The 24010-nt window shown below is 41.0% G+C and carries 26 protein-coding genes and 1 pseudogene; 14 read left to right on the forward strand and 13 right to left on the reverse strand.

The features are described 5' to 3' along the window. Position 1: 1 nt before the first annotated feature. Positions 2-226, reverse strand: a complete 225-nt coding sequence (locus tag AABI20_RS00560) for a helix-turn-helix domain-containing protein (protein ID WP_338346491.1) — start codon at positions 224-226, stop codon at positions 2-4. Between the two features lie 96 nt (positions 227-322). Here AABI20_RS00560 and AABI20_RS00565 point away from each other — a divergent pair, with 96 nt between their 5' ends. Then, entirely contained in the window at positions 323-1096 is a 774-nt protein-coding gene (locus tag AABI20_RS00565) for a DUF4145 domain-containing protein (protein WP_338346492.1), read from the forward strand. On the opposite strand, the gene AABI20_RS00570 is transcribed toward AABI20_RS00565, so the two are convergent. Further along, complete coding sequence (locus tag AABI20_RS00570) at positions 1080-1235, reverse strand: hypothetical protein (RefSeq protein ID WP_338346494.1); 156 nt, start codon at positions 1233-1235, stop codon at positions 1080-1082. The two genes, AABI20_RS00565 and AABI20_RS00570, sit on opposite strands and share 17 nt — an antisense overlap. Before the next feature lie 12 nt (positions 1236-1247). Next, positions 1248-1424 (reverse strand): hypothetical protein, encoded by a 177-nt coding sequence (locus tag AABI20_RS00575; RefSeq protein ID WP_248660731.1) that lies wholly within the window; start codon positions 1422-1424, stop codon positions 1248-1250. Positions 1425-1501: 77 nt separating this feature from the next. Here AABI20_RS00575 and AABI20_RS00580 point away from each other — a divergent pair, with 77 nt between their 5' ends. From AABI20_RS00580 to AABI20_RS00625, 10 genes are all read left to right on the forward strand, one after another. After that, positions 1502-1729, forward strand: coding sequence for a hypothetical protein (locus AABI20_RS00580; RefSeq protein ID WP_338346495.1), 228 nt, complete (start codon positions 1502-1504; stop codon positions 1727-1729). A 318-nt stretch (positions 1730-2047) separates the two neighbouring features. After that, a complete protein-coding gene (locus AABI20_RS00585) occupies positions 2048-2392 on the forward strand; it encodes a helix-turn-helix domain-containing protein (protein ID WP_338346496.1) in 345 nt (114 codons plus the stop codon). Beyond that, positions 2393-2782 (forward strand): ImmA/IrrE family metallo-endopeptidase, encoded by a 390-nt coding sequence (locus AABI20_RS00590; protein WP_338346498.1) that lies wholly within the window; start codon positions 2393-2395, stop codon positions 2780-2782. A gap of 254 nt (positions 2783-3036) precedes the next feature. Then, complete coding sequence (locus tag AABI20_RS00595) at positions 3037-3693, forward strand: hypothetical protein (protein ID WP_338346499.1); 657 nt, start codon at positions 3037-3039, stop codon at positions 3691-3693. A 68-nt stretch (positions 3694-3761) separates the two neighbouring features. After that, a complete protein-coding gene (locus AABI20_RS00600) occupies positions 3762-4325 on the forward strand; it encodes an Ltp family lipoprotein (protein ID WP_338346500.1) in 564 nt (187 codons plus the stop codon). Between the two features lie 34 nt (positions 4326-4359). Beyond that, positions 4360-5058 carry a potassium channel family protein gene (locus tag AABI20_RS00605; protein ID WP_338346501.1) on the forward strand — a complete coding sequence of 233 codons (699 nt, stop codon included), beginning with the start codon at positions 4360-4362 and terminating at the stop codon, positions 5056-5058. After that, positions 5058-5327 carry a hypothetical protein gene (locus tag AABI20_RS00610; RefSeq protein WP_338346502.1) on the forward strand — a complete coding sequence of 90 codons (270 nt, stop codon included), beginning with the start codon at positions 5058-5060 and terminating at the stop codon, positions 5325-5327. The genes AABI20_RS00605 and AABI20_RS00610 overlap by 1 nt, the downstream gene beginning before the upstream one ends. A gap of 51 nt (positions 5328-5378) precedes the next feature. After that, positions 5379-6452 (forward strand): site-specific integrase, encoded by a 1074-nt coding sequence (locus AABI20_RS00615; RefSeq protein WP_338346503.1) that lies wholly within the window; start codon positions 5379-5381, stop codon positions 6450-6452. A gap of 684 nt (positions 6453-7136) precedes the next feature. Then, positions 7137-8141, forward strand: coding sequence for a trypsin-like serine peptidase (locus tag AABI20_RS00620; protein WP_338346504.1), 1005 nt, complete (start codon positions 7137-7139; stop codon positions 8139-8141). Between the two features lie 293 nt (positions 8142-8434). Then, complete coding sequence (locus tag AABI20_RS00625; protein WP_047975221.1) at positions 8435-8680, forward strand: hypothetical protein; 246 nt, start codon at positions 8435-8437, stop codon at positions 8678-8680. A 371-nt stretch (positions 8681-9051) separates the two neighbouring features. Here AABI20_RS00625 and trmB read toward each other — a convergent pair whose 3' ends face one another. The 3 genes from trmB to AABI20_RS00640 are packed head-to-tail and all read right to left on the reverse strand — an operon-like array spanning position 9052 to position 11717. After that, positions 9052-9711 (reverse strand): tRNA (guanosine(46)-N7)-methyltransferase TrmB, encoded by a 660-nt coding sequence (gene trmB, locus AABI20_RS00630; RefSeq protein WP_047975222.1) that lies wholly within the window; start codon positions 9709-9711, stop codon positions 9052-9054. Between the two features lie 12 nt (positions 9712-9723). Next, positions 9724-11010 carry an ABC transporter permease gene (locus AABI20_RS00635; RefSeq protein WP_338346505.1) on the reverse strand — a complete coding sequence of 429 codons (1287 nt, stop codon included), beginning with the start codon at positions 11008-11010 and terminating at the stop codon, positions 9724-9726. Next, a complete protein-coding gene (locus AABI20_RS00640; protein WP_047975229.1) occupies positions 11007-11717 on the reverse strand; it encodes an ABC transporter ATP-binding protein in 711 nt (236 codons plus the stop codon). Before AABI20_RS00640 ends, AABI20_RS00635 begins: the two co-directional genes overlap by 4 nt. Before the next feature lie 96 nt (positions 11718-11813). Between AABI20_RS00640 and AABI20_RS00645 the strand changes: the two genes are divergently transcribed. From AABI20_RS00645 to AABI20_RS00655, 3 genes are read left to right on the forward strand one after another with little or no spacing between them, the layout of a single operon-like run. After that, positions 11814-12242 carry an HIT family protein gene (locus AABI20_RS00645; protein ID WP_047975224.1) on the forward strand — a complete coding sequence of 143 codons (429 nt, stop codon included), beginning with the start codon at positions 11814-11816 and terminating at the stop codon, positions 12240-12242. A 3-nt stretch (positions 12243-12245) separates the two neighbouring features. Further along, a complete protein-coding gene (locus AABI20_RS00650) occupies positions 12246-12485 on the forward strand; it encodes a hypothetical protein (protein ID WP_047975225.1) in 240 nt (79 codons plus the stop codon). 49 nt (positions 12486-12534) lie between these two features. Beyond that, a complete protein-coding gene (locus tag AABI20_RS00655) occupies positions 12535-13434 on the forward strand; it encodes a peptidylprolyl isomerase (RefSeq protein ID WP_338345705.1) in 900 nt (299 codons plus the stop codon). Between the two features lie 190 nt (positions 13435-13624). Here the strand turns inward: AABI20_RS00655 and AABI20_RS00660 are convergent, their stop codons facing one another. The 7 genes and pseudogenes from AABI20_RS00660 to AABI20_RS00690 form a co-directional block, all read right to left on the reverse strand. After that, positions 13625-14665 (reverse strand): 3'-5' exoribonuclease YhaM family protein, encoded by a 1041-nt coding sequence (locus AABI20_RS00660; protein ID WP_338346506.1) that lies wholly within the window; start codon positions 14663-14665, stop codon positions 13625-13627. Further along, positions 14658-17069 carry an AAA family ATPase gene (locus AABI20_RS00665; RefSeq protein ID WP_338346507.1) on the reverse strand — a complete coding sequence of 804 codons (2412 nt, stop codon included), beginning with the start codon at positions 17067-17069 and terminating at the stop codon, positions 14658-14660. The genes AABI20_RS00660 and AABI20_RS00665 overlap by 8 nt, the downstream gene beginning before the upstream one ends. Next, positions 17059-18243, reverse strand: a complete 1185-nt coding sequence (locus AABI20_RS00670) for a metallophosphoesterase family protein (protein WP_338346508.1) — start codon at positions 18241-18243, stop codon at positions 17059-17061. The genes AABI20_RS00665 and AABI20_RS00670 overlap by 11 nt, the downstream gene beginning before the upstream one ends. Positions 18244-18953: 710 nt before the next feature. Further along, a pseudogene (locus AABI20_RS00675) lies at positions 18954-19136 on the reverse strand (mucin-binding protein); the annotation flags it as partial. Between the two features lie 534 nt (positions 19137-19670). Next, positions 19671-20345, reverse strand: coding sequence for a beta-phosphoglucomutase (pgmB, locus tag AABI20_RS00680; protein ID WP_047975254.1), 675 nt, complete (start codon positions 20343-20345; stop codon positions 19671-19673). A gap of 11 nt (positions 20346-20356) precedes the next feature. Then, positions 20357-22549, reverse strand: a complete 2193-nt coding sequence (locus AABI20_RS00685; protein ID WP_288846079.1) for a glycoside hydrolase family 65 protein — start codon at positions 22547-22549, stop codon at positions 20357-20359. A gap of 18 nt (positions 22550-22567) precedes the next feature. Next, positions 22568-23899 (reverse strand): SLC45 family MFS transporter, encoded by a 1332-nt coding sequence (locus AABI20_RS00690; RefSeq protein ID WP_338346509.1) that lies wholly within the window; start codon positions 23897-23899, stop codon positions 22568-22570. Positions 23900-24010: the final 111 nt, after the last annotated feature.

Below are 24010 nucleotides of genomic sequence, written 5' to 3' on the forward strand. Positions count from 1 at the left end.
CTTAAAACCAGTTTTCGCCTTCGTATCCAGTGAAGTCGAACAACTTTTGCAAGTTGTCATGAGCCGCCGGACCGCTTGCTAATCCATTCAATAATTGGCGAACGTAAGATGGTGACGAATCAACGACTTTTGCCAACTGGGCCTGCTTAATCCCCTTCATCTTTAGATGAAATTGAAACTTAAAACGTTCTTCTTCAAGAACTCGCTTAGCTTCCTTTACTGACATGTGAGACCTCCTTTCTGTATTTAGTAGAGATGTAATTTTTGAATTAAAACATTTGATATACTTATTCCATATATACTTAGAAAGTTGGTAAGACATATGAGTAGCAATCAAGATATAGATGAATTATTTGATCAAATTGATAAAGAACGATTTAATAAAACAACAATTTTATGCAAATATTGCGGTGTGACAATTCCTTTATCCAATAATTCTGGTCATAAAAAATATTTTATGAATCGATTTAGTGCACAGACTGATTTTGATAGATTCAAGCAACTTATTATTCACAATCAAAATAGTCTTTATCCCTATATTGAAATTCATTTTGTAAAGTGTGCTACCTGTTTCAATACAACTATTTTTTCTTATCTTGTATCTAGCGAAACAGATTCAAAAAAGTTTTCGATGCAACCCATTTCAGAAGCAAAAGGCTATCCAGATTATGTTCCAGCTGAACAAGTTCAAGATTATTCAGAATCTGTTGCAATAGCGGAACTATCTCCTCGTGCCTCTTTGACTTTGTCTAGACGTTGCGCCCAGGGATTGATTCGTCATAAATTTCCAGATGTTAAGCAAGGAAATTTGTTTTCTGAAATCAAACAGCTTAAAACAAGAGTCAGCCAATCTGAATATCGAGCATTAAATTCTTTGCGACACCTTGGAAATACGGGAGCGCATCCAGAAAAAGAAAATTCTGAATTTGAAATTAACAAAATAGAAGTATCTTCAGAAGAAGCTCAACATGCCATAACAATTATTGAATTTCTTATAAAGAAGTGGTTCGTTGAGCCTCATGATGACGAAATGGCCATTAAAACAATCATGGAAGACGCACATAAATTAAAACCGGATGTTAATCTGGACGAATGATTCCAATTAAATTTCCCTCACCATCAAAATATTCAATCCACGCTTCTCGCCGATGAGGAGATACATCGGTATTTAAAACTTCAACACTAACTTTCACGCACGTAACAAACTCAACTTTTTTAACGGGGTTATTACTCATTTTTTCTCCTTTTCATTTTGGAATAATTACGACTACGTAGTCATCAGGCATCTTCGGATGCCTTTTTGTTTCGGCATAAACGTGGGTAATGTCGATATCATAACCAGGCATATACTTTTTTCGTTTCTCAAACACTTGTACATTCTTTTGATATTTGAACAATAGGTATAAGACTTTTGATAGTTGCATCTAATACCTCCCTTCTGTATTTTTGCTATCCTTTAACTACCGACTCATTTGTCTAGTAAATTGAAAGGAGAATTACAATGGATAAAAAAGCATTTGAAGAAAAGTTTTACGCTGGACGAGATAAAGCCAATGATAGTTTTGACAGACCAGAGGTATATCAAAAAATTATGGATGATCTCAATGGACAAACTGCACCAGAAACTCAATTACCAGTTACTGTTTCTCGTCGGTATGCCGAACAGCTCGTATACTCTGTTCTAAAAGAACTTTTTGTCGATGAAGACGATCAGGACTCAAAGGCTTAATCGTTTCGCTAGAAGCAACTTCTTTTTGAAGTTGCTTTTTTTTATTCACTTCTGACATTTTCTTATTCCTCCTTTCAGTAACAAATGTTTGTAAGTTTTACTTTACAAGTCTAAATAATTAGACTACAATGACATAGTAAATGCATAACAAAAGACCTGTTATAACCTTTAGTAGCCCGCCAAGACACTTTAGTTTTAACTGTTTTTTGTTTGCGTAATTAACTTACAAGAAGAAGTATAATCTAATTAGTTAGACTTGTAAAGGGTTTAATCTAATTTTTTAGACTTATTTCTTGTTCGACACTAAGGAATGCTGATATGACGCTATTATCTCGAACTAAAGAAATGACAAAAAAACGAGGATTGACTATTGAAATGCTTGCTAAAGAGATAGGAATTGCAAAATCTGGCATTTATCAATGGGATAAGCACGAACCAAAACCATCTGTCTTAGATAAAACAGCCACGGTTTTAGGCGTATCTACCGACTACCTATTAGGTCGTACTAATCAAATGAATAGTTATGATTCATCAGATAAAACAACTGATATTGCTGATGATACGTTGATCATGGCATTTGATGGTAAACCCATACCTGATGAAGAACGTGAAAAGCTACTCGATTACGCACGCTACATTATGAGTCAGAAAAAGGAAAAATAAGTGGAAGAAATTTTAGAAGAACTTGAAAATATAGCTAGACAAAATGAAATTACTATTTTTGATGTTGATAGTCTTGAAAAAGACACGCCAGATTCTTCCATGAGTAATAATAAATTGGTACTAATGAATCCTGCCTATAAAAAGTCTAGTTATGCCTTTCGATTGGCTCATGAATTAAGCCATATTATGTACGGCAATAATTTACCAGACGCCGTGTATCAATTTAGCCCCTACTTCCAACGTGGCGAAGAATATGAGATGCACAAACACGCTATTGATATGCTGATGGAAATTAAACGGCCGTCAAGCGTTCAAGCGTTCATGGAATTTTATAAGATTCCATCGTGGCTGTCTGAATATGTAGAAGCGGAATATATCCAGCATATTTAAAAAGTACGTGCAAGGCTGAACCACGTTTAAAGCTGATAAGTTTAGTCAGAAGGTTAAGGGGAAGTATGTTTATTTTTTATATTGTATTTTTGTTAGTTATTGCTTATGTATTTGCACTAAAAGCATCATCAAAAATTGTTAGTTGGTTACCCTGGTTATTATTAGCAGTTTTTGTTTTGAGTATTCTTGATTTCGTAATCGACCACTGGATTATTTCTATTATTATTATTTTTGGCGCTCTTACGATATTCGGAATGACAATCGAAACCGAGGAAGACGGCAAAACCATTAAGCCCGAACCAGAAAGTTTAAAGCTCTATCAACGTAAGGTATTCAAAGGATGGGTAGGATTTATTGTTTTCTTTGCGATCATGGTTGGTTTAGCTAATGGACCATTTTCTAAACATTCAAGCAAACAAGAAGATAAGCAAGAATCTAGTTCATCTTCAAGCAGTTCAAGTAAAAAGACAGAATCTAGTTCATCTTCAAGCAGTTCAAGTAAAAAGACAGAATCTAGTTCATCATCTAGTCAAGCTAAGAAGTCGACTAAACAGACTAATGATACAAAGACATATAATGAAGCCGATGGAAACACTAACGGTTCTAACTTTACTGATGAAGACTATCGAAATGAAGCAAATATTGGTAAGAGTGTTCACTTAACCAATGCAAAGATTACACGAATTGATAAAAAAGCCGGTGGGCTTTGGATTGAAACGATTAATGATGAAAATAATGAAAAAACAACACATGTACAAGCCGTTAATTTGGCTTCCTACAATTTCCAAGTTGATGACGTTGTCGATATTAAGGCCACTCTTCAGGGCATGAAAAAATCAATGGTTACTTTTGACGGTGACACGGATAAGTACCCTACCATCTGGATTACATCAATTAATAAAGTTAAGTAACCCACGCCCTTCGGGTGTACATATTACGTGCAGGAAGGAACCACGTTAAAAGCTTAGAGGAGTTATATATGAGTAAGAAAGTTTTCGATGAGAACGGTAATGAAATTAAGAAGCCATTTTACAAAAAGTTTTGGTTTTGGCTTGTTGTTCTCATTGTTATTATCGGTGGTACAATGGCCGGTTCATCAGATGATAGTGATTCTTCTAGCAGTTCTAGCAGTTCAAGTAGTAAAACAAGTTCATCTAGTTCTGCTAAGTCTTCATCACAATCATCTAAAACTTCTACTGATTCAAGCAGCAGTTCTAGTTCAAAAAGTAGTAAAGCTACCGCACAGCAAACTGCTGCACTTGAAAGTGCCAAGACTTACAGTGACTCAATGCACATGTCAAAGCAAGATATTTATGATCAATTGACATCTCCTGATGGAGATAAATTCTCTGCTTCTGACGCTCAATATGCAGTTGATAACTTAAAGGCAGACTACAACAAGAACGCTCTTGAGGCCGCTGAATCATATCAAAAAGACCAACACATGTCTGTTGACGATATCAAAGACCAACTCACTTCGCAAGATGGTGATAAGTTTACTGAAGACCAAGCTCAATATGCTATCGACCATCTAAGTAAGTAACCCACGCCCTTTCGGGCGTACATAAAGGAAAACAATGAAAAAACTATATTACGCCGCAGTCTTCACGTTCGCCGTTGTTTCTGTTGCTTTGGCTTGTTTGGATATAGGTGGATTGATATCGATTAACAAAGCACCTTACTTTCTAATTGATAAGTTTATCCTTATGTTCTTTTGGATAGACTACATCACTCGATTTACTAAAGCTGATAACAAGTGGCAGTTTTTTAAATCAAATCTATTCGATTTATTGGCAATCATTCCCTTTGATTCCGTCTTCTCGATGTTCCGAATAGCTCGAACCGTTCGATTGCTGAAACTATTACGCTTTGTAAGAATCGTTGGATTTGCTGGGCGTTTTAAACGCAACCTAGTGAAGTTCATCAATACGAATGGTTTCATTTATTTAATGACTTTTGCCATTGTTTTGATATTAATATCTGCTGGAGTGTATTCGTTAGCCGAAAACATTAGCTACGGCAACGCACTGTGGTGGTCGATTGTAACAGCTACGACAGTTGGGTATGGTGATATATCCCCCACTTCTGCAATAGGACGTGGTATAGCTATTGTACTAATGTTCGTCGGCATTGGATTAATTGGTACAATTACCAGTACAGTGACTTCGTTTTTTACACAAGAACAAGCTGATAAATCAAAAGATGAACTAAATCAGAAGTTGAATGAAATCACTGAACAGTTAGATAGGTTAGAAAGAAAGTTAGGAGACAAATAATGATATTAATTGGTTTAATCGCACTATTCATCATCAGTATCTGGTTTACGTGGAAATCTTTAACGGTATTCTTGCCATGGTTGATTATCATTTGGGTCATAGTATCCATTCTTTCTTTCATCTTTAGCTGGGTGTTTATTATGTTTGCCTCATTTGCGCTATCTGGTTGCTGTTTCTATTTAGCAATAAAGAAAATCAAAGAACAAAAGTCTAATGGACGCGTTGATATAACAGACCAATCAGAAGTATCTGATTCTGACCATAAGTAATTTAAGGCCCCTGGCCTTTTTATTTGTACCTATTTTTGGAAAGGAAACATTATGGCGAGTATTTTTAAACGAAAAGGAGCGAAGACTTGGACCGCTTCCGTTCTGTTAAACGTCGATGGACAACGTAAAACAAAACAGAAAAACGGTTTTGCGACAAAATCAGAAGCAAACGAATGGGTTGCAAAAGTTGAGTACGAAAAATCAATAGGTAATTTCAGCAAGTCAAACAAGCTGTTCATTACCGAGATGAAAAAGTGGTACACAATCTTCAAAGAACCAAAAATCGCCCGTGCGACAAAATTATGGTTCAATACCGTACTAAAGTTGGTTGAAAAAGAGTGGCCTGATAAATTGGTGTCAGATATTCGTTCGTCAGATTTCCAACAGTTGTTAAATAAGTATGGTCAGACACATGTTAAAGTTTCCACCAAGCGAGTGAATAACATTATATCTGAATTCGGTCGGTATGCCTTTGACGAAGGCTATACAACTCGTGATTTTACTCGAAATGTTTACAACACTGGAAAAGTCGAAAGCAAAACGGCTGATATGAAATTCCTTGAAAACGATGAATTTCAAAAGCTGATACAGCGTGCTAAACAAAGTAATTCGGTTTCTGCGCATATGATAATCACCGCCTGCTTAACTGGCATGAGATACGCTGAAATAGCTGGATTAAGGCCAGAAAACGTTGATTTAAACAACAAAACAATTAACATTGTGGAGACATGGGACCAAGTTAGTCACGAGTTTAAGCCGACTAAAACCAAATCATCAGTACGAACAATATCGATGCCTGACGATTTAGTAGACTTATTCAATAAATGGGAGTTCGGCGATAAGTTCGTTTTTCAAGGGATAAATGGTTATCCTGCTACAAGCGCCTCCTGCAATCACACTTTAAAAAATTACCTGGAAAAAGATAATTCAAAACAAATCACATTCCACGGATTGCGTCACACACATGCTAGTTACCTACTAGCTAACGATATTTCTGTTCAGTACGTTAGTGAACGGTTGGGTCATGCTAACACAAATATCACTCTCGGCATTTATGCTCACCTTCTCGAAGACAAACGAAACGAAGAAAATTTAAAGGCATTGGACAAGTTAAACATTCTTTAATCGTCGCATTAACATTGCACGACTTTTGCACGACTTTCGAGCAAAAATAATAGTTTAACATACGTTCAACACGTTTGAACCTGTTTTAAAAAAGACCTTACAAACGCCTTTAAATCAACGTTTGTAAACACAATGCCTTTAGATAGGCATTTGTAGCAAAATATCAAATACGTTCCCTCAGTGCATTGGATGTGTTAATATATCAGCATTGATAACGATTGCGCAATACTTTTGCGGTACTCAGCAAAAACACCCCGGTTCATTTCTGAATCGAGGTGTTTTTTATTTTTTATAATGTCTAGAGCATTATTGCTCTAGTCAAGATAGCAAAGTTAACCGCCCTCTGAAGGCCACTCTTATTCACCTATCAAATTTATTCAAAAATAGAATAATATTGACCGAATTTGATCTAATGCTATATCCTATTTCCAAGGCGCCAATTAGTCAAAAACCCCTTCATACCAGTCATCACGCGTCTTTTTAGGACGTGCTATATTGAAGGCAGATAAGGAGGTGATAGGATGCAAAAATCAAAAAAACATAAATTGAATTCACCCCATTTCACTAAAAGAAAAACACAGCCTGTTCGCCTATCCCAGCAAATATCTTTCGGGTGGCTCCCTCTTCACCGGTAGCCTCTATCAAGCAAACCTTGTTGCACGATTATTTAATAAAGGAGAAATGATGAATAATTTGAAAAAGTGGGGACGATTAGGTGCACTAACCTTAACCATGTTACTAGGCGTGCAGATGACAAGCAATTATGCGGATGCCTATGTTTTTGACGCCGCGAAGTTTCAAAAAGGAAAGGTTCCCGATACAAGACAAGCGCCCTTTTCTTCAATTGTATTTATTGTTGATGGTGAAACAGGCGATTCCGCCAGTGGCGTGCTTATTGCCCCCGATACGGTTTTAACTGCCGCCCATGTCGTTTTACGTGAAAGTGATAATAATGCTGATTGGCCACGACAGTTAATTAATCCGAGTTCACTGTCTATTCGGCCAGCCTATGGTGGTGAGTCCGGTGCTACATCAGAACGATACCCATTTGGTTGGTATTATCATGGTCAAACTGTTTCCATTCCGGGCGAATACTTTGAAGCAGCACTACGCCCCGGTGGCGATGCAGGCGATAATGACATTGCACTTATTCACTTAAACCAACCAGTACAAGGGGCTCCAACACTACCTTTAGCCGAATTTCGCCCTCAAGATGTAAATCGTGAAATTGTCTCAGTCATTGGTTTCCCAGCGACACTTGGTCCTGGAAGGACTGCTGAACCAGAAAATCGAGAAAATCGAATGTACGTTGATTATGGCACCGTTGCGGCAATCACCGGTCGGCAATTATTAACCACTAACGTGAATTGGACCAACGGTAATAGTGGCGGCCCAATGCTTAATTCGTTCAACCAAGTCGTTGGCATTGTCAGTTCATCAAATGCTTACGGTAATTTTGCTACCCGAATTGACTCTGGCTTAAATTGCTGGATTCAAGAACGAATGCATGAACATAACCAAGATTTAGCACCTGAAAATTCACGCGGACGTTGGCGTCAATTGGGCAATCAGCGTGTTTATTTTGATCAAAATGGTGAAGCAGCAGCTATCGTTGGTGAAGAAAACAAGGACAACTTAGGGGTCTTAGACTTATCCCTTCCAGGTCGATCAAATCATTCGGACCTGTAAGGTTGAAATTCAGCAGAAACACCGGACATTCATTTTCTAAATGTTAAATCAAAAAGCTGGTCAGATATTTTCTGACCAGCTTTTTAAATCTTGAACAATAATCCTGTCCAATTTAGTGCAAAGCTACCAACAACAAGACGTGTCAATTATTTTTTTAAAATCGACAGATAAATGTTAAAAATAACTTTTGTTACTGGAAATATTTTACATTCAATCAAAAAACAAATACAATGATTGTAGCCAATTCGTTCATAATAACAGGTCATCAATCAAAGCTACGAAAGGAAAAACTAATGGTTCAGTACAATTTCATTCTTGCCTCAGCCCGTGTAGAGACTGATGTTCAATTACCAATCACGCCCCAACGAGGTGACATCATTTCACTTTCAACTGGCGTCAATACCCCTCATTATCTTGTTCAGCGCGTAGAACTTTTTGCGAACTCAAGCATTGTCAACTTGCACGTTCAGCGCTTTCCTGACCAGTTGTCAGCAAAACTTGCGATTGATGGTTTCCGTAACACCAGGAACTTCCTTTAAAAAAGCACAGCCCCACATAAAAATCCTCTTACTAGCCAACTAATCGGTCGACCACCATGGTCTTCGGTCGAAGCTAGTCAGAGGATTTTTTTATTTCACCTCATTAAGTTAAGTTGAAAGCAAATTTTTTCATACTAGTACCAATATTTCTCCCAAGACAGCTAAACTTTGAACGAAATTTCTATACTAAGTAACGCTTTATGCAGCAACCAGGTAATCCCTAAATATACCAAATTCTCTTGGCAACCAAGCACTGTCCTATCAGATTGGTAAGTTGTTGGTCTTAATTATTCAAAGCAGCTTAATTATTGAAATTTTCGAAAATATTTGCAACCTACAAAAAAAGACCTTACGGTCGTTTTTACTACTTTTTAAAAGTGAGCCTTCACCTTATAGATTGGTTGACCCAAGGCCATGAACTTCTGTTCATACTCCGTTTCAACGTTGCCTTCAACCTTGTCAACATCAGCATGCAAGTCCAAGGTAAAGTCTTCTGGCGTCCAGCGCATTCCAAAGTCCATGAAGGAAACCAAAGAATACTCGAAGAGATGGCGGTTATCAGTCTTAAATTCGACTTCCCCACCCTCTGGCAAAATTGCTCGGTAAGAAGACAAGAAGGTCTTATAAGTCAAACGACGGCTTTCGTGTCGTGACTTTGGCCATGGATCAGAGAAGTTCAGGTAAATCTTTTGGATTTCACCCTTCTCAAAATAAGTTTCCACTCCTGAACCATTACCATAAAGGTAACGCAGGTTTGGCAAAATACCAACAGCTTCAAAAGACTTGCGGGCAGCAATCGCCACAGCCGTTTCTTGAATTTCCATCCCAATATAGTTGATATGCGGGTTCTTCTTGGCCATTTCCATAATGAATTGACCCTTTCCGGAACCGATTTCAACGTGAATTGGTTGGTCTTGGTCAAAAATTTCTTGCCAGTGACCACGTAACTTTTGTGCGTGTTCCTGGTCAATGACCAAATCAGTGTGAGCTTCAAGCCAAGGTTTGGCCCATGGTTTTGAACGTAAATGCATAAGTATTTCCTTTTAATTCTTTTTGTGTAAAGTTTTTGGAAGCCAAAGCCCATAAAGAACTAAGGCTAAGAGCAGACCGCCTGCCAAAACAGCTAAAGCAGCCGCAGGACCCGCTATCAGCAACATCATCAAGAATGTCAGGCCAGTCAAGGTACTAGTGATTTCGGCCAGGACAACCAAGAAGGTTTTTTCTTGCTGATTTTTATCCGCGAAGGCTAACCGTGACCACAGCACCACCCGCGTCTTTTCAAAGACCGGCAGCAGCTGGAAGTTAATCAAGTAGATCAACACTGCCATCCCCGCCGCCTGCAGGTAATAACTATCCTTGGGCAAGACCACTAGTAAAATCAGCCCAACCACAACCAGGCGAAGAACTAAGACGAGCTCGTCCCCACCGCGCAGGAGCTTAATCCAGAACAACCGACGCATCGGCTCCTTTTGAAAGGAGAACCGGCCAAGCAAATTGTCCAGGTAGGCCCGTCGTTTGACCACCGCACCCTGATTGGGTACCTGAGCAAAGAGACCGTAAAACTGCCAGACCGCCTGACTGTGCCGCTGACTAGTTGTCAAAGCAACATGCCAATCAATCGCCCGCTGCGCCTTTTGGTGTTGCACGAACCAAGCCACAGCAACCGCTACTAAAATCACCGTCAGTCCAGACAAGATCCAAAGTCGCCATGGATCAGGTAGCAAAACGATTGCCAAGGCCAAAACAAATGGCATGGCAAGGCGAATTAACCAGCCTGCTCTCGTTTGGTCAAATCCAGTCCAGGTGTTTCCCCGCTCATGGCGGTCAAGGGCCTGAACGAGCATAAAGGCCTTACTAGCCACTAAGGTGAGCAAGGACAGTGACCAATCAAGCGGATGACCAAGGCCAATGAGGTTCATCACTGGCCAGGCCAAACCCAAAAAAGCAACCTGCCAACCGGTAGCCAAGATAAAGGACCTGCACCAGGCTTGGTTCAAATAGGTTTTCGTCAAAAAGTCGTCACTAGCTGCTAGAAAGACTCGGTCCGCCGGTTTAAGGTAAGTCACAAAAGACCCAAATTGCTGCCCCAGAACCAGCCAGGCAATCAAGCCCAGCTGCCAATAGGATGGTAAAAAAGCAATTGGCGTTTCCAGGGACTTCTTGGCTAATGATTGAAAGGCCAGAATGGCAGCACCAACTACAATAAGGAGAAAGACGACAAAATGATCATTAAATAACAGGCGAAGGTAATGCCGATTTTGCCGGTTAATAGCCACTGACCGGTCCTTGTAAAGCCGGTTCAAGTTCAGTTTTTCAGTTTCAGCCGTCATGAAAAGAGTTCATCCATTTCAGCAAGAGTTAGTTGGTGCTTGGCTGCCATTTCTTCGGGACTGGCCTGCTCACGGACCTCACCTTGGTCCAGCCAGACAAATTGATCAACAAAGGCTGCCGCCGAGGACAGCAAATGTGTCGTCAAAAGGATTGCACCACCCGCCTTGGTTCGGTCTTCCATTAGTTGGACCAAAGCCTTTTGGGCCAAAACATCCAAACCGAGGAACGGCTCATCGATGACCATTAATGGCGCTTCGAGACTGAAAGCCGCCACTAACATCACCTTTTGCTGCATGCCCTTTGAAAAGTGCTTAGGCAACCAGTGCAACTTATCATCCAAACGGAATGTTGCCAACAAGGTCATCGCCTGATGCCAATGTGCCTGGTCGTCCAGACCATGACTGGCCAACATTAGATGAATATGTTCCGCTAGGGTCAACTCGTCATAAAGGATTGGCTGTTCTGGAATATAGGCCAACTGCTCCTTAAAGGCGGTTGGATTCTGGACGAGGTCCACCTCGTTCAAAACAACCTTCCCTGCTCGAATTGGGCGTTCCCCAATAATATGTTTGAAGGTGGTCGACTTTCCGGCGCCATTTAAGCCGATTAACGCGACAATTTGCCCATCAGGTACCGTGATAGAAAAGTCTTTTAAGACATCCTGGCCAGCATAGCCACCATATAATTTTGTAATTGATAGTCCCATAGCCATTATTATACCAGGTTCTAGTCTGAGAACGGTTGTTTTGCCTGAATTTTGCTATAATAGAGAATAAAGCAATACAGGAAAAAGGAGGCCATTATGGCAGATATCTTTGACAAAATCATCGCAGGAGAAATTCCTTCTTATAAAGTCTATGAAGACGACGACTTACTCGCCTTTTTGGATATTTCCCAGGTTACCCCTGGTCACACGCTCTTAATTCCCAAAAAGCACGTCGATGACATCTTCGCCTACGATGATGACATCGCTCAAAAGGTTTTGTTAAAGTTGCCGGTCTTGGCTCGCGCCATCAAGACTGCCGACAAAACCATTACCGGTATCAATATCTCATCCAACAATGGTCCCTCAGCTGGTCAAACCGTCATTCATTCTCACTGGCACCTGATTCCTCGTCGCGATGGTGACTGTCTCAATGATGCCCTAGCACCAACGATTGACAATTCTGACCAGTACGACGAAAGCCGCTACGAGGAAATCGCTCAAAATATTAAAAAAGAATTGGAGTAGGCCATGGCATTTGCACGAGTAAAAGCAACCATCACGGAATTCAAGACGATTTTGCGCCTCAGTCAGCGGGCAAAAAAGCAAGTCACCGTCTTAACGAAAGCGCTCGAGGCAAACCAAGCTGATTTGGCAAAATTACAGCGGGCAGCCAAGCGCACCCAATATGAAAACCAAGTTCACCTCGATCGAATCAAGGAAGTTCAAGAAAAAATGAAGGCAACGCAGTCGAACGATTCAAAACTGTGATAAAATAGTCTTTGTATCAATTATTTCAACTCGGAAGGAAACTAATTTTATGCACCGCAAAGTTATCTGGGGATTCATCGTCATCGTCTTTGTTGCTGGCGTTGCCTACCTCGGTTTGTCCACTTCAAAGACACTGGCCACGACCGATGCCGGTAAAATCACCCAAGAAGAATACTACGACAAGGTGAAGTCCTCGTCTGCTGGTAAGCAAGTCTTCGCCCAAATGGTGATTGATAAGGTCTTGGAAAAGCACTACGGTTCGCAGGTTTCAAAATCAGACGTAACCAACGCCTACACAACAGCCAAGGCTCAATATGGCGATTCATTTGCTACTATGTTGACTCAGTCAGGGTTGACGGACACTCAGTACAAAGAATCACTGCGCGAAAAGCTTGTGATGAATGCAGCAGTTAAGGCTAACTACAAGATTTCAAAGGATAAGTTGAACGACGCCTATAACAACTACGTCCCTGAGACGACGATTTCTTTGATTACGGCCAAGGACCAAGATACCGCTCAACAGGCCATCGATGCCTTGAACAACGGTACTTCATGGGATGACGTTTACAAGCAGTATTCATCAAAGAATACACAAGTTAACAAGTCCGGTCAGTTGCCTGCCTTCGATTCAACAAATACCACTGTTGATTCTGAAATCCGTAAGGCCGCCTTTAACCAGGATGCAGGTTCTTACTCATCATCACCTGTTAAGCCTTCATCTGGTTCAAACTACTATGTTGTCCGCACTGACAAGATGGCAAGTAAGCCAGCCGAAAGCAAGGTTGAGCAGAAGTTGAAGGATAGGTTAACTAGCGACTTCTTGAGCGATTCAAACAATGCAACTGAGATTCAAAAGATTGTTGGTAAGATTCTCCGTAAGGATGATGTTAGCATCAAAGATTCTGATTTGAAGAACTCTTTGTCAGGTTACTTAACCGCTGGCGTTTAATCAAACAGTAACAATTAAAAAAAGAAAAGAGGATTCCAGTTGGAATCCTCTTTTTTGGTGCATTGGAATTGTGGATGGGCTTTGGGTTAGCCCAAGTATTCGCAGTCACGAATCAAGCCCTTTTATCGAGACTTGGTTTAGCCCCCATTTTGTTGCGTTTTACTTAAGACCGCGCGCCACCTTTTTAGGCTTAAAACAGTGCCGTTGGGTCGATTGGCGAACCTGCTTCCGGGTTTTCCGGCGGCAATGGTGGCAGGTCATTGTCCGTTGGACCGGCTGCCCTTTGAACACTCTCCGGACGGTAAAAGGCCCGATTATCCATGGCGAAAATTCGCTTTGAGAACTCGCCAGGTTCGGTTTGTTCCATGGCGCCCGTCATCATTTGAATTGAGGCGTCCATCTCATCCAGCTGATGAAGAATTTCGGCTTCCATCATCTGAGGGCGAACGGGTGACCCATACTCCAGAAGCCCGTGATGAGCCAGCACAACGTGCCGTAAAATCAGAAGATCTTCCTGGTTCAAATCCATTTTGAGCTCATTAGCTGCCAACACTAGCTGCTCGTCAATCAAAGTGATATGACCAATCAACTTACCGGCTCGGGTATATTCCGTTGAGGCTGGACCCGAAAGTTCAATCACCTTACCCAAGTCGTGAAGGAGTGCTCCGGCTAGCAACAAGTCCTTGTTCAACTGAGGATATAGGTCACTGACAGCATTTGCCAAACGAGCAATTGACAAGCTATGGAAAGCCAACCCACGGGCAAAAGCATGGTGGTTCGTCTTGGCCGCCGGAAATTTCATGAAGTCATCGTGGAACTTCTTAAACAACTGGCGAACCAAGCGGTTCCATGTTGGTTGGGTAATCTTAAAGATTGTATCCGTTAATTCCGCTTCCAAATCAGCCTTCTTAACGGGGGCACTTTTGATAAAATCTGCCGCTAAACTAGGCTCACCATCTTCAGTCAAGCGGAGCTGACTGATTTGAATTTGTGGGTTGCCCTTAAAGGCTGACCTGGTACCGGTAACCTTAACGACTCGACCAGCCTGGAACTGGTCAATCCCCTCTTTCGTCACATCCCAAAGGTTTCCAGGAATATCACCCGACCTATCCGAAAAGGTCAAAGCCAGATAATCCTTGCCGGTCTTGGTTTGGCGAACGTCGGCCTTCTTCAACAAGGCAAAGGCGTCCACCGCATCATTTTCATGGTACTGCAGTAATAACTTAGCCATTTATTTCTCCTAAATTAATCTCCTGGTCTGCTGCTACCTGATTGGTAAAAGTCCAGAAAAGGACTTGCCGTTCCCCTGCCAGGTCCTGTAATAAGGATAGCACTTCAGCCTGACGGTTCTCATCAAAATTCACAAAAGCGTCATCGACTAGGATGGGCAGATCTTCTGTTAACTGCAAGCTTGTAATCAAGGCCAAGCGAACGGCCAAATAGGCCTGGTCCGCCGCCCCGGTCGACAATTCAGCCAAAGTGAAGGATTCGTTGTCTCGGTCAAAGACCTGCACCTGTTTCTCCGTAATTTGCATTTTTTGGTAGTGACCTAGTGTCAAGCGGTGAAGGTAAGTTCCCGCCTGGTCTTGGACACTAGTACTCAAATCCTGGTCCTGCCCATTAAAAATGTTTTGAATCAAGGCCGGCAAGAGCGACTTCTCTAGGTATCGACCAAAGTCCTCAGTCAAGCGTGCCTCCTGGTTGGCCACTTCCTGGGTCAAATCCTGGAACTGGCTTTCGGAAACCAGGGCGGCCTGGTCAACTTGCAGGGCTTGGACCTGCTTGATGGCCTGTTCCTTAGCAAATTCAAGGCTCTTTTGCTCTGCCACCAAAGCAGCAACTGCCTTCTCTAGGGCAGGTCGGCTCCGATATTTGACCAATCGTTTTCGACGTTCTGTACCAATCTGCTGGTATAAATCTGCCAGCCGCTGTTCGTTTTTAGTTTGGTCATTTTGCCTAGCCAAAGCAGCTGACAGCTGGTCAAGCGAAACTAAACCGTTTTGTTGCAGAATTTTTTGCAACTGGGCCTGGACCTGGTCCCGGTCCTGATAGAGCTGGTGTTCGAGGTCTGCCGCATGGTCCTTTTCCACCCGCCGCTTTAACCCGGCAGCCGGATTCAAACCATACAACTGACTAGCTTGGTCCACTGCGGCTAGGAGGTCTTGATAATTATCCTCCATTGATTCTTGGCCTTGAAAGCGGGCAAAGCGCTTAGAGTCAACTTGGTTCAAGCGTCGACTGATATGGCCAGCCAAGGTCTGAGCCTGGTAGCCTAGGTCACTGGACCGCTTTTTTGCATCCTGGGCCAAAAGAGCCTCGTACTGGCCGGCTATAATTGTTTCCTTATCCCATGGGGCAAAGGGTGCCATCACTGCGGCGACACGGTCATGGTGACGTTTAGCCAAATAACCTGTAACAGCTGTGGTAACGGCAACAATGCCTTCAACCGAGACGCCTAAGTTAAGGGAAAAGGCCCCAACCATTAATGCGCCACTGACCACTGCCCCAACCAACCAGTAGTTTCGTTCCTGTAGGAGGCGAAAATCAGTGGTATCAAGTGGTTTTGGTTCCCGTCCCCGGAATTGTTGGTTAAACTGAGTGACCTGATGGTCAGCACTTTGGATTTGTACAAGCAGACCCTTGAGGGCCTGACTTGTTTCAGCTAGTTCCTGTAAAACGTCCATAATTTCGGCTTGATTAAGGTTGGCCAACTGACCATCTTTGAGTTTAGCTCGGCGGTCATTTGCTTCCGCAAGCTGCTGGTTAAACCAGTCAAGTTGCAGGGCCAATTGCTGTAACTTGTCTTGGTCTTCAACACTAATTTTTTGTGAGGGATGGTTGACCAGCTGCCCACCATCGGCCCCCGTGGCTGCCAAAACCAGTGTCTCTTGGTAAAGGTCCCAATAGGATAATAGGTCCTGAGCGACTGTTAGCTCCTCCTTAATTGCTGTCAATTGCTGGTCTTGGTCCGCAACCTTATTTTGCAGAGCTTCCACCTGATTACCTTTTTCAAGATACTGGTTCAAAGACTGCGCCTGGTTAAAGCGGCTTTCCTGCTGGTGCTGGTAGGCTTGACTAGCGAGGTTCAGCGGGCGCTTCCCCGTTTTTTGTTTAGCAAAGAGTTGGCTCCCCTCCTTCTGCTGGTCTGCCGCCCAAACTAGCCACTTCGACGCCCGTGGCTTTGTGTAGGTCAGCAGGTGCTTTTCCAAATCAGGCCCCGTTAACTGGTTGACAAGCTGCAGGTCTTTGGCATCGAAAGCAAAAATTTGCTCATAGTCCACTCGTTCAAGCGGCCCAAATAATTGGTTTAAAAAGCCCGCGCCATCGGTCAGGGCCTGACCATCGGCCAAGTTGACCACCGTTAATTCTGACTGGGTTCGGTTCATTCGTTGAATGCGATAGGTACCCTGGCTGATTTCAATATCGAGGTAGCCACCATAGGCTGCACCCGACCGGGGTTCGTATTTTTGACTAGACCGCCCTTTATAACCAAATAAAACGCCTAATATGAAGGCCTTGAGGGTCGATTTTCCAGCTTCATTTTGTCCGAAGAAAGCCTGGAAGTCGGCCAAATCAGCCAGGGTTAAATTCGACCAACGACCGAAGCCAGAAATATGAATAGTTCTAATCCTCATCCTGTCCTCCTGCCACTAGGTCCTGGTAGATACGGCCAGCTAGGTCGGCCTGACCCTCTTTTGAATAAAAATAATCTCTGATAAACGTCGGTGCCTGGTCAGAAAGCCATTGACCAACGCTGGCTGGCTGGACTACCTGGTTAATGGCCGCCTGCAAGTCAACATCAGCGGGCAGTGCTGGTCGTTCTTGACTAAGAGCCTTCGGGGTTATCTGGGCTTTCACTGGCCAGTAATCACTCTGGCTTTTGCGACTTGCCTGTAAACTTTCCTCTAAGGTCCCAAAGCGTGCAACCGCCTCGATATCAGGACCAACCTGCCCCGTTAATTCTAATATCACTAGGGTTGGCTGTTCCCAGTGGTAAGCATTTAACTGACCCTGCAAAGTTGCCAAATCAGGGCAATTTCGCATTTGAATTCGCTGCCACAAAACGGGGGCAACGGGGTAAAATTCCGGCAATAGGCCCTGACCGTCCTGGTCGGAAACCAAGAAAAAACCCTTTTCACCATCCTCATTGCGGTTAAGGCCTTGGAGGTTACCAGAATAAGCAACTACAGGGTTTCGGTGCAGAATTTGGCGGACGTGAATGTGGCCAAGGGCCCAGTAATCGTAGCCCTTTGCCACCATATCCGGTAAAGAAAAGGCCGCATACTTCTCGCCGTCTTGCCCCACTACACCGTGATACATTCCCAAGTGGTAATCAACCCCTGCCTGCTTGACTGGAAAATCCGGCAAGGCTGACTGACGGTGCTGACGGTCTGCATAAGAAAAGCCCGAAATGGCCACCTTCAGACCGGATGCCGTCGTAATCGTCTTCGTTTCGACCGCAGGACCAAAGACCAAAACCCGGTCTGGCCAAGCTGGATGGACTTGCTGCCCCTGCTGGAAATCGTGGTTTCCAAAAGATATTGCTGACCAAATTCCTGCCTGGTCTAATTGGGTCAAAGCCTTTGTCAAGCGCTCTTGAATAAGTGGTGAATTATCAGAACCATGGTACAGGTCACCTGGAAATAAGACCAAATCGACCTCCTGATCAACCGCGAATTCAACCAAGCGGTCTAGTGCCGTAAAGGTCGCTAATTGAACATTTCCTTGAAAGTCCGGGCTCAAATTTTGGTTCAACCCGGTAAAGGGGTTGCCCAGGTGAACATCCCCGGCATGAATAAAACTAAGCATGGTCTTCCTTCTACTTTCCTTGTATCAAATCGCCCAAAGAGAACAGGCGTTCGTATCCTCTATTATACAAAATGCACCCCTCCTTTTGCCACTATCCGCGGGTAATTTCACATTTTTATCCAAAAAAACACTGGCTTCACAGAATTTCACCTGGGTTAAAGTCACTTCCTAAAACGTTCATTTTTTATGAGAATCGTTAGCTGAAAACATTAGGAATGAAAAGCACCCAGTACCTAAGTTATAGTGTCCTGGTGGGGAGTGGGCAGTCAATATTTTTTTCATGATAACAACTCCTGTTGCAAGAATATTATAAGGTTTCCTTGCCTTTATTTTTCAAACCAACGAAAAAAACTAGAATTGCTTTTACAATTCTAGCCTTCTACTTTGTCTAACAACCATTACTTATTCTTTTTACGGTTGGAGAAAATGTCAAGTCCCACAAAACTAATAACTAAAACAGACCAAAGACTTAAATTAGTCTTGTTTCGTTCGGACCTCAATCCAGTATTTGGCAAACCGTGGTTGCTTTCGGCCTGCGACTTAAGAACTTAATCAATTTGATTTGCAGTAACCGGACTGCCAGCATATATTTTAGTTGTAGTGGTCGTGACAGTTGGTACATTCTTCGTGTACTTAACAATGTAAGTCAAGTCACTTGATTCTAGCGTTACCTTTTGTGCCGCAATGCTGGTTTGGTTAGCGGTGTAACCCTACAACGTTGGACTCGTTACTGCTGCAAAGCTCTGATCTGCTGTCCAGTCACCATAGGTCTTTTCACCCGTTACTGCATCCGTTGACACGCTACGAGTAAAGGTAATTGGCGTTGCTACATAGTCATCAGCTGCCTTGGTTCCATCAGCGTATTGGTAATGAACGGTCTCGTTCACTGTCTTCGTATCAGTTGTGACCGTTTAATGTTCTAATTTATGTCCCATAAAACATTCCTCTTTTATTCTATTATTTATGTTACAAGTAAACTATAGTCAGAGGTTTTTGTATTTACAATATATAAAATACAAAAATGTCTTTTTTCCCATATTTATTTTATTTTTTTATATTTATACCGCTGTATATCAAAGTTATTTTTTATAAAATTTAAATAAATAAATAAATTCATTTTAATTGTAATATAACAAAAAATGAATATTATCCATCTTAATTCCTACTCGTTTTTTAATATTGTATAGATAGATATTTTGAAAATGCCTTTTCTTCATTGCTTCATTCAAGCAAATCCAACGTGAAAGGATTGATTTACTACTCAAAAAACGAAAATCAGATTTTAGCGTAAATTTCCGATCACTGGATTGTCGCTTCCAATCGTTTTTTTGTTAAGGTCATTGGGGACATTATTGGGTTTTAATCGGCCATAACAATCCATCGACAGTTTCTGCATCAAATAGGCTAGTTTAATTTATTGCCATATTTTATTTTTTATCAAAATGGCTTCGAATATTGCTCAGCGTTAACAATTCCGTGTTTTCAAAAACGATTCCGGCTTCATTTAAAATATTTTTATCTCCAATACCTATTGAGAAAATATTAGCAGCATTAATTGACCGGATACCCATTACGGCATCTTCAATGCCCAGACATTTTTCTGGTGCCAGTCTTAATAATTTTGCTGCTGTAGCAAAAATTTCTGGATCTGGTTTTCCTTTAGACAATTTTGTTGGGTCAACAATTTCAGAAAAATAATGGCTTAGTCCGATTTTTTCTAATACCCTTGCAGAATTTTTGGACGCCGACGCCAAAGCGAGACCATAATGATTTTGTTTTAAACTTTCTAAAAAAGATTCAATTCCGGGTAAAATATCATTTTTAGTCATATTTTCAACCCGCCTTAAATAATCTTTATTCTTGTCATGTGCTAATTCTTGCTTTTGCTGGTCGTTATAATGACTTTCAAGAGAACTCGCTTGTAAAATTAATTCGAGGGACTCCATCCGACTAACCCCCTTTAATTTATTTGAAAGGCTCTCAGTCCATTCTGTTCCCACTTTATCTGCCACCTGGTGCCAAGCATCACTATGCAGTCTCGATGTGTTAGAAATCACACCATCTAGGTCAAAAATAACTCCTTTAATATTCTCAAACTCCACTTTTAATCTCCTTAATTATTAATTTTGATTATTTTTGTTAACGTTTGCTGGCTTTGATTAATAACGATTTCCATTGGGTCACCGCTTAACAATACAATTTGTGTTTGACTCTTATCAATGACAATATCTAGTAGCCTTTTTTTAAACGCTAACCTAATTTGAAAAGAATCCCATTCTGCTGGTAAGTGTGGAATAATTTTAAGTAAACCCTGGGAACTTACTTGCATGCCTGCAAACCCTTGAACGACATCAAGCCAACTGCCACCCAAATTTGCTAAATGTAAGCCATCTTCTGTATTTCCTTGAAGGTCAGTTAAATCCAGCCGAACAGTGTCAGTAAAATAACGGTATGCATGATTAACTTTACCCATCCTTGCAGCTACAGCACTAAATATGGACCGGGACAAAGAGGAATCATGTGTCGTGATTGTTTCATAATACTCAAATTCTCTCCTCAGCTGTGAGTCAGTGATTGTTTCAGGAAATAAGAAGTCAGCAAGAATGGTATCTGCTTGCTTATTCACCTGGTACCGGTAAATATTAAGTGGATGGTAGTGAAGGAGTAAAGGATATTTAGTTTTTGGAGTTTTGTTAAAGGGCCAAACCGGCTTACTAAAGAAGCTATCATCCTGTGCGTTAATCTGGTATTGAGCGTTCATTGGGAAATAGATGTTATCAGCAATATGATGGAATTCACGCAGCTCACTTTCAGAGGAATTTAATCGGTCGAACACTTTTTGATTTGACTTGGCTAGTCTTAGACCAACCGTGTAAGCTAATTTCAAATTATTTTCAGCCATTCGATTAGTAAAGTAGTTATTATCGACCATTGCCGTGTATTCATCTGGACCAGTAACTGTTAAAAATTCAAATTGCTTTTTTCCACCCTTTTCAGTCCAAGAACCGAACTCTCTCCAAAAACGCGCGGTTTCTAATAAGATTTCGAAACCATATTTTTCCATAAAATCATCATCATCCGTGGCTTCATAGTATTTTCCAATCGCGTAAGCTATATCTCCATTAATATGGTATGCTGCCGTACTTGCTGGATAGTATGCTGATGTTTCTTCACCGTTAATTGACCGCCAAGCAAACAACGCACCATGTTTGATGCCTAATTCCTTCGCACGTTTTCTTGCAAAAGTTAAAGTATGATAGCGATAAATCAAGAGATTCCTAGCAAATTCTGGATTTGTATAAATAAAGTAAGGCAGCATATACATTTCAGTATCCCAAAAAGTATGTCCTTCATAGCCAGAACCTGTTAATCCTTTTGCTGCAATATTAGTTTTGCCATCTCTTCCTGTCGCTTGATTTAATTGAAAAATATTAAAGTGGAGAGCTAAGTTTATTTCATCATTGCCTGAAACAGTTACCTCGCTTTGGTTCCAAACATCTTCCCAGAACTTATGGCTATGCTCTTTTATTTTGTCAAAACTATTTTGTTCTATCGAAACACCCTTATTTTTAACCCCTTCACTAACCTTATAGATGTAAGTAATGTCAAAGCCAGTTTTTAAAGCGCGTTTAGTTAACATTTTTTCAGAAGTTGAATAACCTTCAATTGTGACTGATTGCTGAGATTCTTTAGTTTCAATTTTGATAACCTCTCGAAAGTCATCACTACTAATGATATGCTTAGAAATACTTTTTACTAACCGTGTTTTTCTTGGATCTTCAACCTCGCCTACACCATCATTATTTTTCCTTTCGATTTTGTAATGTTTATCAACTACTAATTTTCCTTGATAAGATATAGGCTTAAAAGAAAATTTGATTCCATAAAACGCTAATTTTTTTTGATCAATAGCTGAAGCAACCGTCATTTCAATTTTTTCACCACCTTGGTTACTGACTTCATAGACCTCCGTTAATTGTCCATTACTTAAATCGAGTGAAATATTTTTTAATTCGGAAAAATTAAAACTATGGTTATTTTCGTCTAGTAGCCTTATTTTTCTAAGGCTTGGCAAAGAAACAATGGTTTGGTTATTTTTAGGATAAAACGCTGCTGGTTCACCATATGTGATTGGACTATACTCAAAGAATCCATTGACGAGGGTTCCGACGTCATTTGCTCCAGTAATTGGATCACTAGCCTGTATGCCCATATACCCGTTTGACAAAGAAAATATGGCAGCAATATTGCCCTTTTTATTGGAATTAATGTCCTTTAAGCTTAAAATCAACTTTCTATTATGCATAATTATTCTGCTCCTCAATTAATTCTCTACTTTTTTGACAAATTTCATCATTACTGCAGCCATTAAAGCAGAAATTCCAGCAATCAACATCATGGCGCTCATTGACTTGTGCACCATTGGGAAAATAGCAAAACTCGCAACAGAAGCGACAATTTGAGGAATACAAATTTGCCAATTAAACAAACCTAAGTACGCCCCTTCATTTGCTCCCTTAATTACACTAGTAATCATTGCAAAAGCCTCTGTTCCAATAGTTATATACATAATTCCAAACAAAGAAAAAGGGACTATTGTTAGTATTTTACTAGAGATAAAAGACATCATAATCAATCCAATCCCACCTAAAATCAGAGCAAAAAATAGCACTATCCTTCGTCTAGAAGGCTTCAAATGTGCCAAAACCAAAGTACCCCAAAGCACCCCGGTCAGTGACTGTACAAAAGTTAAAATACCATTCCAATTGCCCGCTGATTGAAAGCCAGCACTAGCTGGATCCGTAGTGTGCCATACGTTTTCTGCTAATGCACCCGTACTATAAGTCCAAACAAATTGAACGGAAATGAAACTAAACAGCATCACCGTAAAAAGTTCCCAAAAAATTGATGGGGCATTTTTTAACAATGAAGTGAAACTGGGAGATTTTTCAATATCATTTTTTTTCAATCCATGATACTGCTGGTAGTCTTGGGGGTTGTATTCTTTCACATTCATGATTGTATACAATGTTGTTACACAGATAATGATTGCACCTAGGTAAAAAGAGATTTTAACGCTGACCGGAACCTCCCCTCTAGGTGCTATATTAGAAAAACCAATTATAGTGATTAGGGATGGTAAAATTGCGGCTAGCATCCCCCCTGCATTCGAATAAATATTTTGCAACGACCAAACCCGATCCACTTGGCTTTCATTAACCATATCGCCAATTAACATTTTAAATGGTTGCTGGCACATATTCGAAGAGACATCGAGCATCATGATAATGACTGCCCCAAATATTAATGCAGTTAAAGACCCATAACCAAAACCTAACGAACCGGAATTTGGTAAGAGGATTAAAACCAATGCTGAAATAATGGCCCCAAATATTAAATAAGGCAACCTTCTGCCGAATCTGTTCCAAGTATTGTCCGACATTCTTCCAACAATTGGTTGGACAATCATTCCTGCCAGTGGCGGTAAAATAAAGAACCAACCTAACTTAGTGGGATCCGTCCCAATCGTTTGAAAAATTCTACTCATTTGTGATGTCTGTAAAAAAAAGGCCATATTCAACCCAAAATATCCAAATGTAAGATTAAAGATTTGCCTTTTGCCTAAAAGAGGGATTTCGTACTTAGTTTTTTCCATAATAACTCCTTCTTAAATTTTGTAGCTTCATTATACCACCTTTTTGGAAGCGCTTCCATTTTCAATAAAATAAAAAAAACCATACTAAATCAAAATAATAAAATTCAAAAC

Source organism: Fructobacillus cardui, assembly GCF_963580785.1.
Classification (GTDB): domain Bacteria; phylum Bacillota; class Bacilli; order Lactobacillales; family Lactobacillaceae; genus Fructobacillus; species Fructobacillus cardui.